14 protein-coding genes are annotated in these 16,935 nt (G+C 36.4%); all 14 read right to left on the bottom strand.

Features of this window, described 5'->3' with window-relative positions:
* Positions 1–89 precede the first annotated feature (89 nt).
* The gene (locus BBI01_RS14980; protein ID WP_027372869.1) at positions 90–500 is read right to left on the bottom strand and encodes a BrxA/BrxB family bacilliredoxin; all 411 of its coding nucleotides are present in this window, start codon (positions 498–500) and stop codon (positions 90–92) included.
* A gap of 461 nt (positions 501–961) precedes the next feature.
* Positions 962–1,408, bottom strand: a complete 447-nt coding sequence (locus BBI01_RS14975) for a GatB/YqeY domain-containing protein (RefSeq protein WP_065395466.1) — start codon at positions 1,406–1,408, stop codon at positions 962–964.
* A 93-nt stretch (positions 1,409–1,501) separates the two neighbouring features.
* On the bottom strand, positions 1,502–3,385 hold the full coding sequence (gene ftsZ, locus BBI01_RS14970; RefSeq protein ID WP_065395465.1) for a cell division protein FtsZ: 1,884 nt from the start codon (positions 3,383–3,385) through the stop codon (positions 1,502–1,504).
* Between the two features lie 84 nt (positions 3,386–3,469).
* Positions 3,470–4,852, bottom strand: coding sequence for a cell division protein FtsA (gene ftsA / locus BBI01_RS14965; RefSeq protein WP_065395974.1), 1,383 nt, complete (start codon positions 4,850–4,852; stop codon positions 3,470–3,472).
* 88 nt (positions 4,853–4,940) lie between these two features.
* Positions 4,941–5,918 (bottom strand): cell division protein FtsQ/DivIB, encoded by a 978-nt coding sequence (locus BBI01_RS14960; protein ID WP_065395464.1) that lies wholly within the window; start codon positions 5,916–5,918, stop codon positions 4,941–4,943.
* 44 nt (positions 5,919–5,962) lie between these two features.
* Entirely contained in the window at positions 5,963–6,340 is a 378-nt protein-coding gene (locus BBI01_RS14955; RefSeq protein ID WP_065395463.1) for a GxxExxY protein, read from the bottom strand.
* Between the two features lie 220 nt (positions 6,341–6,560).
* Positions 6,561–7,919 carry a UDP-N-acetylmuramate--L-alanine ligase gene (gene murC / locus BBI01_RS14950; protein WP_065395462.1) on the bottom strand — a complete coding sequence of 453 codons (1,359 nt, stop codon included), beginning with the start codon at positions 7,917–7,919 and terminating at the stop codon, positions 6,561–6,563.
* A 7-nt stretch (positions 7,920–7,926) separates the two neighbouring features.
* The gene (murG, locus tag BBI01_RS14945) at positions 7,927–9,030 is read right to left on the bottom strand and encodes an undecaprenyldiphospho-muramoylpentapeptide beta-N-acetylglucosaminyltransferase (RefSeq protein ID WP_065395461.1); all 1,104 of its coding nucleotides are present in this window, start codon (positions 9,028–9,030) and stop codon (positions 7,927–7,929) included.
* 60 nt (positions 9,031–9,090) lie between these two features.
* The gene (locus BBI01_RS14940; protein ID WP_065395460.1) at positions 9,091–10,329 is read right to left on the bottom strand and encodes an FtsW/RodA/SpoVE family cell cycle protein; all 1,239 of its coding nucleotides are present in this window, start codon (positions 10,327–10,329) and stop codon (positions 9,091–9,093) included.
* A 68-nt stretch (positions 10,330–10,397) separates the two neighbouring features.
* A complete protein-coding gene (murD, locus tag BBI01_RS14935; RefSeq protein WP_065395459.1) occupies positions 10,398–11,723 on the bottom strand; it encodes a UDP-N-acetylmuramoyl-L-alanine--D-glutamate ligase in 1,326 nt (441 codons plus the stop codon).
* A gap of 62 nt (positions 11,724–11,785) precedes the next feature.
* The gene (gene mraY, locus BBI01_RS14930; protein ID WP_065395458.1) at positions 11,786–13,027 is read right to left on the bottom strand and encodes a phospho-N-acetylmuramoyl-pentapeptide-transferase; all 1,242 of its coding nucleotides are present in this window, start codon (positions 13,025–13,027) and stop codon (positions 11,786–11,788) included.
* Positions 13,028–13,046: 19 nt separating this feature from the next.
* The gene (locus BBI01_RS14925) at positions 13,047–14,507 is read right to left on the bottom strand and encodes a UDP-N-acetylmuramoyl-L-alanyl-D-glutamate--2,6-diaminopimelate ligase (RefSeq protein ID WP_065395457.1); all 1,461 of its coding nucleotides are present in this window, start codon (positions 14,505–14,507) and stop codon (positions 13,047–13,049) included.
* A 60-nt stretch (positions 14,508–14,567) separates the two neighbouring features.
* The gene (locus BBI01_RS14920) at positions 14,568–16,559 is read right to left on the bottom strand and encodes a penicillin-binding transpeptidase domain-containing protein (protein WP_065395456.1); all 1,992 of its coding nucleotides are present in this window, start codon (positions 16,557–16,559) and stop codon (positions 14,568–14,570) included.
* Positions 16,543–16,908, bottom strand: a complete 366-nt coding sequence (locus tag BBI01_RS14915; RefSeq protein ID WP_053327577.1) for an FtsL-like putative cell division protein — start codon at positions 16,906–16,908, stop codon at positions 16,543–16,545. The genes BBI01_RS14920 and BBI01_RS14915 overlap by 17 nt, the downstream gene beginning before the upstream one ends.
* Positions 16,909–16,935: the final 27 nt, after the last annotated feature.

The raw sequence follows: 16,935 nt of genomic DNA, 5'->3' as shown, positions 1-16,935 counted from the left end.
ATATTTGAATGTTTAGAAAATTTTTTATGGAGTTAAATAAAAAAACCGCTACAAAATATGTAACGGTTTATTATTGAGCTTATTATTTCTTAGCAATACTCGTCATAAGCAGCCTGAAGGTTTGCAGCAATAGCTCCTGCAGGATTTCCTTCAATGTGGTGTCTTTCCAGCATGTGAACCAATTCCCCATCTTTGAAAAGAGCTACACATGGTGAGCTAGGAGGGAATGGAGCAAGGTGTTTTCTTGCTTCTACTACAGCTTCTGTATCAAAACCTGCAAATACAGTTGTTAAATGGTCAGGTTTTTTATCTCCTGTTAAAGAGTATACTACCCCAGGTCTTGCAGCTCCAGCAGCACATCCGCATACGGAGTTGATTACTAATAATGTAGTTCCTGATTGCTTTAAAGCATCTTCTACCTGAGCTGGAGTTGTTAAATCCTGAAAACCTTTATCTGTAAGTTCAGCCTTCATAGGCATTACTAAATCTGTTGGATACATATATTTTGTTTTTTTATCAGTACAAAGTTAAACATTTCTTTACGTTTGTTCAATACATAATAACTATCAATGCGTTAGTCAATATAAAATTAATTGAATATTAATAATATAACAATATTCATAAAAATGTGAATTAAAATTAGGAATAATAAAATATAATTATTAAATTTGAAATGATTCTGAAAAACAGACGACCATGAAAAAAACATTTACGGCTTTCCCTCAAGCAATCAACCCATTAAATACTGTCTGAAATATGGTAGTAGTTAGACTCTTTTTATAGTTTTTTATTCGAAACTGAATGAAAAACTTGAATATCCCAAGAAAAATGAAGCCCGAGACTCAAAGTCCCGGGCTTCTTTAATCAAATCGATATGCAAAGGTTGTATATCCTTAGTTATGGAATGAGATATGCGTTTAGGAGATCAGTAATCCACCTGAACCCCTAAACTTATATCACATTATGAAAGGAGTTTCTTAGCCATCTCGGAAATACTTTTTCCGTCAGATTTTCCGGCTAATGCTTTTGAAGCAGCTCCCATTACCTTTCCTAAATCTTTAATAGATTCAGCTCCGGTTTCTGAAATAATATTTTTAATTTCTGTTTCTAATTCTTCAGCAGAAAGTTGCTTAGGTAAAAACTTTTCAATGACTTTCATCTGAGCTTCTTCTACTTCTGCAAGGTCTTGTCTTCCCTGAGCTGAAAACTGCTCAAAAGAATCTTTACGTTGCTTGATCATTCTCTGAAGAATGGCAATCTCCTGTTCTGCAGAAATTTCAGCTCCTCTGGCTTCTGTCTGTAAAAGAAGAATTTGAGATTTTACGGCACGAAGAGAATCTAAGGCAACTCTGTCCTTTTCTCTCATGGCTGTTTTTATAGCTTCGCTTATTGTATGTTCTAAACTCATAGTTTTAAATTTAACAATGTATCAATGTAACAGTTTACCAATGATTATTAGTACATATTGTTACATTGGTACATTTTTACATTGTTATATTAATTAGTCTACGTCTTTATTTAAAAATCTGTTTTCTCTGATTTGCATAGAACCATTGTTGTCAGATAGATATGTGTTGATATTCTGATCTGATGCATTGTTTCCGTCAATCGAGATATTTTTTCTTTTGAAAGCTGGAATAGATTCGAATTCGCTTGTGCTGTCAAAGCTTTGGTAGCGTGAGTTGAATTCCTTTAATTTATTTCTTCTTTCAATTACTCTTTCCTGGTCGATTGTTTTATTCACAAAAGTGAATCCAGCTTCTTCCGTTTTTGGAGTTTCAATTTCTGTTCTGCTTTCAGTAACAGGTTTTGTTTCTTCTTGTTTTTGGTAGAACGTTTCAATTTTTTGTTCAGGTTCTGCTACAGCACTTGTTGGAGCATTAAACTCTGCTTTTGGCTGTCCGTAATCTGTCTTAGGTTCGTTTCTGATAGGCTCATTAACAAAGAAATTGAATTCAACTGGTTTCTCTTGTGAAGAATTGTTGTTGAATACATTACCAGATTGAGGATCTTCTTTTTTATTGTCGAAATCAAATGAGAAAGACTGAATTTCCAAATCGTTTGGATCTTCTTCCTCACCTTCAATGGAAAGGCTGTATTCTTCCTGCTCATCTTCATTTCTCCATCCTTGTTCAGGGGTATTTTCTTCTTTATCAAAGAATTTTATTTCAGTTCTGATTTCCTCTTCCTCAATAATCATTTTTTTTTCGGTAGAAGTCACATTGAACGGAGTGTCATGATCTTCATCATCCAGTCTGAAAAGGCTTTTTCCACCGAAATCATGAGTTACTTCAGGAGCAGACTCTCTTTCTTCTCTTGTTTTAAAAGGAGAGGATTTTGGCGTCTCTAAATTATCATTAAGACTGATTCTGATTTTCTCTGTAGGACCTGCAAATTTCTTATTGTCATTAGAGAATCCTGTAGCAATAACAAGTACGCTTACTGCATCTCCTAATTCTTCATCAGCACCCACCCCGAAAATAATATCAGCAGTATTTCCAGCTTCTTTCTGGATGTGGTCCATAATGATCCCGATTTCGTCCATGGTAACCTCTTCTGCACCACTTCTGATCAACAATAGTACATTTTTAGCACCTGTAATTTTGTTGTCATTCAATAGTGGGGAATCCAATGCTTTTCTTACCGCTTCTTCGGCTTTATTTTCACCGGAAGCAGTACCTGTAGACATTAGAGCTGTACCAGAGTTCTGAAGCACAGATTTAGCATCTCTAAAGTCAATGTTTACATCAAAGTAACCTGTAATAACTTCTGCCATTCCTTTAGCGGCATTCGCTAACACTTCATCTGCTTTAGAGAATCCCTGCTTGAATCCAAGGTTTCCGAATTGCTGTCTCAGTTTGTCATTATTGATAACGATTAATGAGTCAACATTATTTTTTAATTTATCAAGTCCGTTTTCGGCTTGTTCCAATCTTCTTTTTCCTTCAAAGCTGAAAGGTACGGTAACGATACCTACAGTTAAGATTCCCATGTCTTTTGCTACTTTAGCAATAACGGGAGCTGCTCCGGTACCTGTACCACCACCCATTCCGGCAGTGATGAACACCATTTTCGTGTTCTGTCCCATAGCGGCTTTGATATCTTCAATACTTTCGATTGCTGATTTTTCTCCTACTTCAGGATCTGCGCCGGCTCCAAGACCTTCGGTGATGGAAGTTCCTAACTGAACTTTATTAGCAACAGGGTTATTATCAAGGGTTTGAGCGTCTGTATTACAGATCACGAAATCAACTCCGTGGATCCCTTTTTCATACATGTGTTTTAGCGCGTTGTTTCCTCCGCCTCCTACACCGATTACTTTTATGATGGATGAATTTCCTTTTGGTAGGTCAAATGAAAATCCTTGTGTGCCTATATTTTCCATAACTATACTTTTAATAATGATAATTGATTTCTGATAATTGATAAGGAAAAGATCGTTTATCGCTTATCATTTATCACTTATAATCTACTCTACTTCTTCAAAGAATTTTTTTACTTTTTCCATAAGCGACTGTCCAAAGGTCAGTTTCGCTTTTCTAATTTCCTGTTTTTCATCTGCAACAAGTTGTTCCTGAACGGGAACTGCCTGTTGAACTGGCTGAACTGTTTCAGCCTGTACAGGAGCTGCTTCAGGCTTAGTTTGTTCTTTTACAGTCTCTTCGATGTCATCAACAGTCTGTTTTTTGTCTCTGATCTTCAAACTTTCCATTAGTAACCCAATGGATGTAGCAAATTCAGGACCTTTCAGATACTGATTTTTATCGTTGGCAATATATTCGTTTGCAAAACCGATTCTACTGTCAAAACCTGTTGTATAATTGGCAAGCTGACGAAGGTGCTTTAAGTTTGAACCACCTCCTGTCAGAACGATTCCGGCAATCAGTTTTTTCTTTTGCTCAAAAGCTCCGTATGCCTTCAGTTCTGTGTTTACCATTTCCAAAATTTCCTCTACTCTTGCATTGATGATTTGTGCAAGGGTTTTTAATGAAATTTCTTTGTCTGGTCGCCCATGAAGCCCAGGAATTGTTACAAAAGTACTGTCTTTTTCCAATTCGGGAACAGCTGAACCGAATTTTACTTTCAATTGTTCAGCGTGTTTTTCAATAATTGAGCATCCTTCTTTGATATCTTCGGTAATAATTCCGCCCCCATAAGGGATTACACAGGTATGACGGATGATATTATCTTTAAATATAGCAATATCTGTGGTACCACCACCAATATCTACGATTGCTACTCCGGCTTCTTTTTCTTCTTTGGTAAGAACGGCTTCTGAAGAGGCTAATGGTTCCAGTGTAAGGGCTTCCATTTCCAATCCGGCTTCACGAACACATCTTGCAATGTTTCGGATGCTTCCCATCTGTCCCACTACCACGTGGAAATTAGCTTCTAAACGTTTACCGTGCATTCCTACGGGTTCCTGAATTTCCCCCTCGGAATCTACTTTATATTCTTGTGGAAGTACATGGATAATTTCTTCTCCAGGAAGCATAACCAGCTTCTTGACCTGATCTTTTAATGCTTCAATGTCATCATCTGTGATGAATTTATCCGGATGTTCACGCATAATATAATCGGAGTGCTGCAGAGAACGGATGTGTTTTCCTGCAATACCTACCGTTACTTTGCGGATAGGAACCCCAGCACTGGATTGTGCTTCGGATACTGCAGCCTTGATTGAATTAATTGTTTGTGAGATATTATTCACAATACCTTTATGAACACCAAGACTTTTAGCTTTTCCTACACCGAGAACTTCTATTTTCCCGTGTGCATTCCTTCTTCCGACAATCGCGACTATCTTTGTTGTCCCGATGTCCAGACCTACTGAATACTCTTGATTTTCCATTTTTATATCGATTTGATTTTTTTCTACTTTTTCCATGATCAGGATTATATCCTGCTTTTGTGTTAATTTGTCCTTTTGAGGTTGTCTTTTACTCTATTTTTACCTTGGTTTTCGGCTTTGGTTTAGACTGTGCCGGCACCGTTGATTTTTTTTCAGGTTTTTTAGTTTCCTTTTGTTGTGTTTTTGGTTTTGTACTTTCTTTCGGTTTTATGGAAGTCGAGCTTGTTTTTTTTACTTCAGTTGCCTTTGGTTTTACTTCAGGCTTTTTTGCAGTTGCTGCCAGCGCAGGTGCTTTTGCCATTTCTAGTTTACCAGCTTTCAGGATACTATCATTTTCCTTGAAATAAGGGTTTAAGGTCGTTACAATCTGGTTCTGATATTTTACCGATACCATGCTGTATTTTTGTGGATCCTGATAGACCAGGTATTTTTCCACAAAGGTTTTAAATCCTTTTACCTTAAAGTCAATATTATCCAAATCTCCTATTTCTACTCTGTAATTTCCTTCGCTTGTCAGAAGATTATAGCTGTCTTTGTTTTTTGAGATTCCGATGAAGAATTTTTTACTGAAATCATCTTTGTCGATTTTTCCAACTAATTCTGCCAGTTTCTCATACTCATCCGGTTTTACATTACCTGTTACCAACATACAAGGATGGGAATAGGTTTTTGAAATTGGGAATTCAACTCCTTTTTCATCTACATAAAAGTCTTTTCCATCTTTATTGAGCCTAAAAATTGGAACCCTCTGTTTGATATCCAGGTTTAGTTTACCGTTTAGGTTCAGATAGACATTGGCACTATCTACAGCAGGAAGTAAATTAATCTTTTTCTCTAATGCAGGGATATTAAGATCTCCTACTGTTCCCGATGGATTTTCTTTTTTTACAATATTTCTGATGTCTTTTTCATCAACAAAGTAAACCGGAGTTTTTTCATTCATTTTTACAGAAATATTATTGTCTGTAATCTTCTGGCGGCTGAATCTCTTCAACGAGAAACTCAGTAACAATCCCAGGATAATTACGGTGATAACAATTTTTAATATTCTGTACTTATTTTTCATATTTTTCTTTAAAAACTATAGGCGCAAAGTATTTTTATTCTCCTTTATAATTTATTTACAACCCGTTTTACTCCATTTTTGAATAACGTTGAATGGAAGTTTAAAATCATTCCTAATTTTAAATTTGTTATTCTCAAATAATTTAAGAGCTGGAAGAAATGATAATCATTAATTTCCTGAACTGCTTTTATTTCAATTATTACTTTGTTTTCAATTAATAAATCTACTCTGAACGCTTTAGAAATGTTTAATTCTTCATATTGAATATCAATGTTTTTCTGATATTCTACATTTAAGCCTCTTCTCTTTAATTCATAGACTAAGCATTCTTCATATACATTTTCATAAAGTCCTATCCCCAGCGCACGATGTATTTTAATTCCGGCATCGAAAACAATACCTGAAATTTCATTTTCTCTCATACATTGTGTTTTTATTTTAACGCTATGATCACAAAGGATCTTTATTTTTTTCGTTCGCGAGGGCGTTTCACTCAGCGAAGGCTGTAATTTTACAATTTTATTATTAATGCATCTCTTTTTACAGAAATTTCTGTTAACTCATTTTCTTTGCTGAGTGAAACGCCTTTGCGTCCAAAAAATATTTTACTTTTTAAACTTTCTTTGCATCACTGCGTTTATACTAAATTTTTGCAACCCACTCACAGATTGGATCGTACAGTGTATCTATGTTTCCTGCACCTACTGTAAGAAGGATATCAAAATCTTTTTCTTTTATTTTTTCAAAAGCATCAGATAAATTCGATACTTCTTTTTTATCTAATGTTACTTTTTCCAATAACCAGCTTGAAGTAACTCCTTCAAAGTTTTCCTGAAGTTCTCTTGCGGGATAGATATCCAATAAGATCAATTCATCAGCATTGCTTAAGCTTTCTGCAAACCCATCCACAAAATCTCTTGTTCTGCTGAACAGATGTGGCTGAAATACAACCAATAATTTTTTATCCGGATAAAATGTTTTAATAGAGCTCATTACCGCATTGATTTCTGTCGGATGGTGAGCATAGTCATCAATATAAATTTTCCCGTTTTCGTAGATATGTTTGGTATATCTTCTTTTAATTCCTTTAAAATTGGCAATTGCTTTTTTCAGCGTATCAAAATCTGCGCCCAAATTATGCAAAATAGCCAGCGCTACCGTAGCATTTTCTACATTATGTATTCCCGGAATTTCCCAAACAAAATCTTTTATTGTTTCTGTAGATGTATGGAAGTCAAAATAAATTTTATCATGATCCATTCTCAGGTTATCTGAGTAGTAATCTGCTTTTTCATTTACTGCGTAAGTTTTATGTCCTCTTCCGATTTCTACTCCTTTTCTTACAAACAGCTGCTTGTCTTCCGGTACCAGAGCTGCAAATTGTCTGAAACCTTCTTCAATATGGCTTTTATCTCCATAAATATCCAGGTGGTCTGCATCAGTAGAAGTGACTACCGCCCAATCCGGAGACAGGTTCAAGAAGCTTCTGTCATATTCATCTGCTTCCACTACTGAATACTTAGAACCATTATACAAGAAGTTTGATTTAAAATTCTCGGAAATACCTCCTAAAAAGCATGAGAATGGCAGGTCTGCTTCTTTGCACAGATGAGAAACCAGAGTTGACGTTGTCGTTTTTCCGTGGGTTCCTGCTATGGCGATACAGTCTGTATTTTCTGTAATTAATCCTAAAACTTTTGCACGTTTTAAAACCTCAAAGTGATTTTGATTGAAGTAATCTAAAATTCCAAGTGTTTTAATTGCCGGGGTATAAATTACTAATGTATCTTCTTTTTGAAGGGAAGTGATCCTTTCATCAATAAGGTCTTCGAAAACAATATCGATTCCTTCCTTCATCAGATTTTGAGTAAGCTTGGTATTGGTTTTATCGTAACCTAATACTTTTTTTCCGGACGCATTGAAATAGCGTGCTAATGCACTCATTCCAATACCTCCGATTCCAACGAAGTAAAAGTTTTGATATGTTTCTAAATTATTCATTTTTTATTTATCTATTAATCACTTTAAATATCTCATCTACAATCTCTTTTGTTGCATTTGGCTTAGCGAAATATTTCAGATTGTCAGACATTTCTTTTCTTACATTTTCATTTTCGCAGATTTCTGATAGGGTACTCCAGAATTTTTCCTGCATTTCAGAGTCTTTTACCATTCTTGCTGCATTTTTTTCAACCAGATTCATGGCGTTTTTAGTTTGGTGATCTTCTGCTGCAAAAGGGAAGGGAACCAATAATACCGGTTTTTGTGCTACTGCCAGCTCTGAAATGGCGATGGCTCCGGCTCTTGAAACGATGATATCTGCTGCGGAATATGCAAGTTCCATGTCTTTGATAAATTCAAGGATCTGAATATTTCGGGAGTCAATATCTTTTGTTTCTTCTATGATATCTTTATAATCAAGCTTTCCTGTTTGCCAGATCAGCTGATAATCTTTGCTTACAATTTCCTTTAAATGAGACTTCCATGCATTATTTAATGTTCTGGAGCCCAAAGATCCACCTACTGATAAAATGGTAAGTTTATCTTTATTTAATCCCATTTTTTCTTTTGCCTGAGCAGTTTCCATCATTCCGGAAATAATCGTTGAACGAATAGGGTTTCCTAGAAACTTTATCTTTTCTACAGGAAAACCTGCTACTTTTGGATAGGCGGTAAATATAGCTTTAGCAGCTTTACTTAATATTTTATTGGTAACTCCTGCATGAGCATTTTGTTCCTGAATAAAAACCGGCACACCTTGTTTGGTTGCTTCATATAAAGCAGGACCACTTGCGAAGCCTCCTGTTCCAATTGCAACGTCTGGCTTAAACTCTTTAATAATAGCTTTTGATCTGCTTAAACTTTTGATAATCTTGAAAGGAAGTCCTAAATTGGATAATAGATTTCCTCTGTCGATTCCTGCGATATCAATTCCTTCTATTTTGTAGCCTGCCTGCGGAACTTTTTCCATTTCCATTTTTCCGTTGGCTCCAATGAACAAAAATTCTGTATCAGGAAACCTTTTTTTGATTTCGTCTGCGATGGCGATTGCAGGGAAGATGTGTCCTCCTGTTCCTCCGCCTGATAGTATTACTTTTAGTTTTTTGTTCATTTTATATAATAGGACTGCGTCCGATTTTTTTGTTAAATCGTCCCTTTGGGACTCTTTGGTTTATGCGATATCGTTTATTTCTGCTATGCTTTGTTTTTTGCCCATTCCTTCTTCATCGTAAATCTGAATTCTGGAACTTATATTTAAGATAATTCCTAACTGTAAGTAGGTTACCAACATTGAGGTTCCTCCATAACTGATCAGTGGTAATGGCTGTCCTGTTACCGGGATCAGATTGACGGCTACGGCAATGTTTACCGAAAGCTGTATGAAGATCATCACCCCAAGACTGAGCACGAGCAACGATCCGAAGAAGGCTGGCATTTTACTGGCGATCATTACAATCCGTATCATCATAATGAGATAGAGACTGATCAGGAATGCTGCTCCTATTACTCCATATTCTTCTACGATTACAGCGAAGATAAAGTCGGAAGCAGATTGTGGGAGCATTTGTTTTAATGCACTTTTTCCTGGTCCCATTCCGGTAATTCCACCGTGTACGATGGCTGCTTTTGCCTGCATTACCTGATAATTTTTAGCTTTTACGCTTTCGTCGTCGGTATCTGCTGATTTGGCTTTGCTTGATGTAAAGGTTTCAATACGGCTCATCCATGTATGAACACGGTTTCCGCCAATCATATTGGTATTCAAAGCAATCAACAGGAAGAACACGATGGCTACAAATGATGCTGAAATGAACCCTGCAATGTATTTCCAGTGAAGTTGTCCTATCACAAGAACGATCACAGAAACCATTAGAATCATTAATGCAGTGGAACCGTTATCTTTTGCTACTAATACAAAAACAAGAAGAATAGGACCGAAAATATACATGATATTCTCAATCGGGAGTCTTTCTCTCGTTATTTTTTTTGTTAAATATCTACACAGGTAGATAATCAGCATCAAAAATGCAAATGATGATGGCTGGAACGAGATCGGTGTTCCCGGTATTTTAAGCCATCGGGAAGCACTGGCTCCATCAATGGTTTGTCCGGTAAACATGGTAACGATCAATAAAACGATCATCAGCCCGAGCAATATACTGCTGAGTTTTCCGATGTATTCGTATTTTATGGTTCCAACGAGTCTCATGATTGCTAAACCTAAGACTACGAAGAACATATGCTTGATAACGTGACCTGTAGTGGTTCCGTTATTAACGATATATTCCAGGTTTGAACTAGCAGAGTAAACTGGGAAAATAGAGAAAATGGAGATCACAAGAATGACCATCCAAAGTACTTTATCGCCCTTTAGAAATTCAAATCTGCTTTCTGTATTCTGCTCGTCCATAATATTTGTATTCTTGTATTGATGTAAAATGTATTGTTGATAATACTTAATACATTAATACTTTACATTTATTTTAATACTTGTTCTTTAAACTGACGTCCTCTGTCTTCATAGCTTTTGAATAAATCAAAACTTGCACAACATGGTGACAGAAGAACAGTGTCTCCGTTTTTAGCCAGTGATTTTGATATTTTCACGGCTTCTTCCATACTTGAAGTATCATAGATGAATTCTTTTTTATCTTTAAAGAAATCAATGATCTTCTTGTTATCAATTCCAAGGCAAACAATTGCCTTTACTTTTCTTTTAACTAAGTCCTCAATTTCGGTATAGTCGTTTCCTTTGTCTAGTCCGCCAACAATCCATACGGTTGGAGTTTTCATGCTTTCCAACGCGTAGTAAGTAGCATTTACATTGGTTGCTTTACTGTCATTGATGTACTTTACTCCATCAGTTTCAGTTACGAATTCCAATCTGTGTTCTACTGCCTGGAATGTCATTAATGAATGTCTTATGCTTTCATTATTGATTTTTAATATCTTACCAGCAATAGAAGCCGCCAAACTATTGGCAACATTATGATTTCCAAGGAGTGATAATTCTTCAACTTTCATTGAGAAATCGTCCTTCATTTTTACTACAATCTGATCATCATTTACAAAACCTCCTTCTTCCAGCTTCTCTTTTGTAGAGAAAGGGATCATTTTTGCTTTTATTTCTAGCTTTTCAAGAAGGTTCTTACTCATTTCATCATCTTTGTTATAGATAAAGAAATTATCATTTTCCTGATTTTCAGTAATTCTGAATTTCGCTAAAGCATATTCCTCATAGTTGTAGTTGTACTGATCCAGGTGATCCTGGGACAGGTTCAACAATAAGGAAATATATGGTCTGAAATTCTGAATATCATCTAGCTGGAAAGAACTTACTTCCAATACATAATATTCATGGTTTTCGTCTGCAACCTGCTTTGCAAAGCTATATCCTATGTTTCCACCTAAGCCTACATTTAATCCGTCATTTTTCAGGATGTAGTAGATCAGGGAAGTTGTGGTTGTTTTTCCGTTGCTTCCAGTGATGGCGATGATCTTTGCGTCTGTAAATTCAGAAGCGAATTCAATTTCAGAGGAAAGTCTTATTCCTTTTTCATGAATTTTGTGGATGATCTCTGCCTTTTTCGGAATTCCCGGGCTTTTTACGATCCAATCGGCATTTAAAATCCTTTCTTCATCGTGGTTCCCTTCTTCAAATTCAATTCCATTTTCGGTAAGAAACTGCTTATAGTTATCTTTAATGGCTCCTTTATCTGAAAGAAATACTTCCAGACCTTTCTTTTTAGCCAAATAAGCAGCTCCACATCCGCTTTCTCCTCCTCCTAAAACAACTATTTTCATATTATTTTGATTTAATGATCAAAAGATTCAGTGTTAAAATCTTTCAATTTTTAAATTAAGGTTTATCTCATTTTTAGTGTGATCAGACATACAATTGCAAGTATTACTCCGATGATGATCATTCTGTTTACGATTTTACTTTCGTGAAATCCGTCTTTCTGATAATGGTGGTGTAATGGTGACATCTTGAATAGTCTATTGTTTTGGGCATATTCTAACCCATATTTTTTCTTTCTGTATTTGAAAACGATTACCTGAAGCATTACAGATAGGTTTTCGATCAGGAAAATTCCGCATAAAACAGGAATCAACAATTCTTTTCTTAAAATGATGGCTAAAACAGCAATTACTCCTCCTAGCATCAAACTTCCTGTGTCTCCCATGAAAACCTGTGCAGGATAGGTGTTGTACCAGAAAAATCCGATCACGGCTCCTACCATTGCGACAGCAAAAATGGTGGTTTCACCCATATTCGGGAGGAACATGATATTCAGATAATCTGCAAAAATTATGTTCCCGGAAAGGTATGCGAAAAGCGCGAGGGTAAGCAGTATTATGGCACTGGTTCCTGCTGCGAGACCGTCTATTCCATCCGTTATATTGGCTCCATTGGAAACGGCTGTTACGATGAAGATCACGATAGGTATAAAGACAATCCATGCCCATTCGTGGGCATCTTTTTCATTCATCCAAAACAGTATTCCGCTATAATCAAACTCATTGTTTTTCGCGAATGGTACTGTAGAAACTGTGATTTTCTCTGTAGGCATGAAGTTTTGCTCTACGTTGTTTCTATTTACCACTTTTGCATCAGCATATTTTCTTTTTACAGTAATATCCGGGTGGAAATACATTGTAACTCCGACAATTAATCCCAATCCAACTTGTCCTACAATTTTGAATTTGCCGCTTAATCCGTCTTTGTTTTTCTTGATTTTCTTTAAATAATCATCCAGGAATCCGATGGCTCCCATCCAAAACATTGAAACCAGCAGCAATACAATATATACGTTGGTAATTCTTGTAAACAACAATACCGGAATAATAGTTGCCAAAATGATGATAAGACCTCCCATAGTAGGAGTTCCTTCTTTTTGTTTCTGTCCGTCTAATCCAAGATCACGTACCAATTCTCCCATTTGTTTTGTTCTCAGGTAATTGATTACTCTTTTCCCGTAGACAAGAGCAATAATTAGGGAGAACAGCACAGCCATTCCAGCACGGAAGGAGATGTATTTCAACATTCCTAATCCGGGGATGTGGATTCCATGGTCGGTTAGATATTCGTATAGATAGTATAGCATAGTTTCAATTTGTTAATAATTATTTGCTCATTAATTTCCAAAGCTCATTAATTACTTCTTTGTCATCAAAATGATGTTTCACACCATTTATCTCCTGATAGGTTTCGTGTCCTTTTCCGGCTACGAGAACAATATCCTTAGGTTCTGCAAATTTTATTGCCATTTTTATGGCTTCTTTTCTATCAGGGATTGAGGTGTATTTGCTGAAGTTCTGAGGTTCAACACCTGCTTCAATTTCCTTGATAATCTGCCCCGGTTCTTCTGTTCTCGGGTTGTCTGAAGTGATGATTGCCAATGTTGATTTTTTAGTGGCAATATTCCCCATTTCAGGTCTTTTAGAGTGATCTCTGTCTCCTCCGCAACCGAAAACTGTGATTAATCTTTCGTTTTTGGTTCTGATATCGTTAATGCTGTCCAAAATGTTTTCTAAAGCATCAGGAGTGTGTGCATAGTCTACGATAAAGAAAATCCCGCCATCTGATTTGAAGGTTTCAAATCTGCCGGAAACTCTTTTTAGCTTACTGATTGCCTGAAGAATTTCATCCTGCTCAAAACCAAGCTCTTCTGCAATTCCGAAAACTAACAATAAGTTGTAAACATTGAATTTTCCTGTCAGAGTCGTCCAGAATTCTTTTCCGTTGAAATTCAGGAGCATTCCGTTGAAATCAACTTCTAAAAGTTTTCCGTGAAAGTCTGCCATTGTTTTCAGAGCGTAAGACTTCTTTTTTGCCTTAGTGTTCTGAAGCATGACATTACCGTTTTTGTCATCTACATTGGTAATGGCAATGGCTGTATCTTCTAATTCATCAAAGAATCTTTTTTTCGTTTTTAAATATTCTTCGAAAGTTTTATGATAATCTAAATGATCGTGGGTAAGATTTGTAAATCCTGCCACTTTGAAGTGTAATCCTTCAATTCTGTTTTGGGCAATTCCGTGTGAACTTACTTCCATGAAAGCGAATTCACATCCTTTCTCTACAGCTTCAGCTAAGATTTTATTGATCGTAATCACATCCGGAGTGGTATGAGTTGCCGGAATAATTTCTTCACCAATTCTGATCTCAACTGTTGATAATAATGCAGAATCATATCCTAGGTTTTTAAAAACATCAAAAAGCAGGGTAGAAACAGATGTTTTTCCATTGGTTCCTGTAACTCCTATCAGTTTCAACTTCTGAGAAGGATTTCCATAGAAATTGGAAGCAAGGTGTCCTAAAGCTTTAGCAGAATCTTTTACTTTTACATACGTTACATTTTCTGCCAGGGTTTCAGGAAGTTCTTCGCAAACAATTGTTTTTGCTCCTTTTTCAATAGAAGACTCAATGAATGAATGTCCATCCACCACTGTTCCTCTCATTGCGATGTAAAGAGAGTTTTCTGTAACCTTTCTGCTGTCGAACACCAGTTCTGATACCTCACGGTTGTTATCTCCGTGGATTTCTATTACTGGGATTCTGTTTACTAATTCTGTTATTATCATTTTATATCAATAGGACTTGATCCTATTTTGGCTTAAATCGTCCCTTCGGGACTCTGTTTTTTAATTCTGTAGAGATAAATATATTCTCTGGTTCTTACTGATTGTGGTGCCTTCTAAAGGAAACTGTTCTTTAATTCTTCCAACTCCTTTATAGTCTACACGGTATCCTAAGTTTTCCAATTGTGGGATGACGTTTTTACCAATCAATCCGACTACGTTTGGCATTTGCTTATCTGTGACTGCTACTTTTACATTAGGCTCCACCATTTTGCTCAGGTTTACCTTTTTGTCTACCAGCATTTCTTTTTCAATGTTCTGTGGCGTTTTCAGGAATGTTTTTCCTGCAATTTCCTTAAACACCGGTGCTGCTACAGGTCCTCCATAGAATCCTATTGAAGTATTCGGTTCACTTACCATTACATAACACGTGTATTTTGGTGCATCTGCTGGATAAAATCCTGCGAATGAAGCTCGATATTTCATTGGTCCGGGTAGCCAGTATTCAAATCTTGCTGTTCCTGTTTTTCCTGCCATTTTAAGGTTTGGGGTGAAGATGCTTCGTCCCGTTCCTTTTTCTACGGCTTTGGTTAAAGCGCTGGTCATCATTTTAATGGCTTTTTCTGACGCCATTTTATTAACCATTACTTCGGGTTTTGAGCTATACATTACTTTTCCATCTTTCATGATCTTGTCGATGAATAATGGTTTAAGCATTTTTCCTCCGTTAGCAACTCCGTTGTAGAACGTTGCGAGTTGTAACAGGTTAATGTTTGAAGAGTATCCGTAAGAGATAGAAGCCAGTGTTGCTGCATTCCATCTTTTATTTTCAGGGGTTACGATCTTCGGTTTTGTGATTCCCGGAAGTTCGATGTCCATTTTGTCGAATAATTTCCAACGTTTCAAATGATCAAGGAAGATCTGTGGCTTTTCAGCGTAATATTTTGTGATAAGCTTAGCTGTTCCTACGTTACTGGATTTAGCTAACACATCACTGATATCATAAGTTCCTCCACCATGACCGTCTGAAATTCTCTGTTTTGCGTAAGTCCAGACTCCGTTTCCTACGTTTACAGTGGTGTTTTCATCGATGAATCCATCATCCATTGCTGCTAAAAGAGAAATGGTTTTGAAGGTAGATCCCGGTTCAATATTATCTTTTAAAGCATAGTTGTAAGAATCTTCATAATCTCCTGATTCTGTTCTTCTTAAATTAACCAAAGCACGTACTTTTCCTGTTTCCACTTCCATTACGATTACGGTTCCATGTTTGGCTTCGTAATGCGTAAGTTGTTTTTCCAAAGCAGAGTGTGCAATGTCTTGAATTCTAAGATCTAAGGTGGTGTAAACATCTTCTCCGTCTACAGGTTCCTGAACTTTCCAGAAGTCAATAGGTTTCCATTGTGAAGAATTGATTCTCTGCTCTAATCTTTTTCCGTCCGTACCGGTTAAATACTTTGAAAAAGCTCCTTCAAGTCCGGATCTAAGTTCTCCGTTATCTATTCCGATGGTTCCGGCTCCAATTTCTGAAGTGGCAAGTTCTCTTTTGTAGTTTCTGTCTACGATGAAACCGCCTTTATTTTTACCTCTTTTAAAGATTGGAAATTTTCTGATTCTGTCGTATTGATCAAAATCAAGACCTTTTACCAAAGTATAGTATTGGTTTTTCTTTTTCTTTTGTTCGTCGAATTTTTGTCTGAACTCTCCTCTGGATTTCCCGAACATTTTGCTCAGGGAATCCGTTAATGCTCCGATGTTGTTGCTGTAGATCGTATCTTTCATCGTTTTGAAGTCAAGATAGATGTCATAGCGCATCACCGTTGTGGCAAGAATAGATCCATCGGAGGCGAATAAATTACCACGGGCAGCTTTTAAAGTGGCTTCACGGTAATTTTTATTAATGTAATCATCTTTAATTTCCTGAACATTGGTATTCTGAAGGATTACAATCCTTGCCAAGAACATTACAAACACGCACAAAGCTACCACTGCAAAGAGGTAGCCCCATCGTAACGTTTTTTTACGTTTGTTGTCGTATTCATTTTGCTTTTGCATCTGTACTGTCCAGTTTTATTAGCAATTTATGAGGGTGGTTTTCGAGGGTCATTAAAGAGTCCCGCGCAACCTCTTTCCCCAGCTCTGATTCCATTTTTACCTTGATCAGCTTACTCTGAGCGTAAGCGTTTCTTGATTTGTATTCTTCCGTTTCTTCTTTTAAGGCATTTACAATTTTAATTTTCTTGTTGACGAGATGATTACTGTAAATCATTGCCATCATCAAGACAAACAACAGGAGAAAATACTTGTAATGTATTTTGATCTCATCACGATTCAGAAAGTTTCCTTTTATAATATCTATAAAAGTGAGTCTTTTCTGTGGGCGATTTGTTGTTCTTTTTGCCAATTTAATTAAGTCAATTTGTTTTGTTGT

Origin of the sequence: Chryseobacterium artocarpi, from assembly GCF_001684975.1 — a bacterium.
GTDB classification, from domain to species: domain Bacteria; phylum Bacteroidota; class Bacteroidia; order Flavobacteriales; family Weeksellaceae; genus Chryseobacterium; species Chryseobacterium artocarpi.
Note: the sequence above shows the minus strand (reverse complement) of the source record. Positions and strands in the feature narration are given on the sequence as shown.

Bases quoted from the DNA above. Each gene is read 5' to 3' on its own strand.
- BBI01_RS14980 (WP_027372869.1), bottom strand. From the start codon at position 500: ATGTATCCAACAGATTTAGTAATGCCTATGAAGGCTGAACTTACAGAT.
- BBI01_RS14920 (WP_065395456.1), bottom strand. From the start codon at position 16,559: ATGCAAAAGCAAAATGAATACGACAACAAACGTAAAAAAACGTTACGA.
- murG (WP_065395461.1), bottom strand. From the start codon at position 9,030: ATGAACAAAAAACTAAAAGTAATACTATCAGGCGGAGGAACAGGAGGA.
- BBI01_RS14940 (WP_065395460.1), bottom strand. From the start codon at position 10,329: ATGGACGAGCAGAATACAGAAAGCAGATTTGAATTTCTAAAGGGCGAT.
- BBI01_RS14975 (WP_065395466.1), bottom strand. From the start codon at position 1,408: ATGAGTTTAGAACATACAATAAGCGAAGCTATAAAAACAGCCATGAGA.
- ftsZ (WP_065395465.1), bottom strand. From the start codon at position 3,385: ATGGAAAATATAGGCACACAAGGATTTTCATTTGACCTACCAAAAGGA.
- BBI01_RS14960 (WP_065395464.1), bottom strand. From the start codon at position 5,918: ATGAAAAATAAGTACAGAATATTAAAAATTGTTATCACCGTAATTATC.
- BBI01_RS14925 (WP_065395457.1), bottom strand. From the start codon at position 14,507: ATGATAATAACAGAATTAGTAAACAGAATCCCAGTAATAGAAATCCAC.
- BBI01_RS14955 (WP_065395463.1), bottom strand. From the start codon at position 6,340: ATGAGAGAAAATGAAATTTCAGGTATTGTTTTCGATGCCGGAATTAAA.
- murD (WP_065395459.1), bottom strand. From the start codon at position 11,723: ATGAAAATAGTTGTTTTAGGAGGAGGAGAAAGCGGATGTGGAGCTGCT.
- mraY (WP_065395458.1), bottom strand. From the start codon at position 13,027: ATGCTATACTATCTATACGAATATCTAACCGACCATGGAATCCACATC.
- murC (WP_065395462.1), bottom strand. From the start codon at position 7,919: ATGAATAATTTAGAAACATATCAAAACTTTTACTTCGTTGGAATCGGA.
- ftsA (WP_065395974.1), bottom strand. From the start codon at position 4,852: ATGGAAAATCAAGAGTATTCAGTAGGTCTGGACATCGGGACAACAAAG.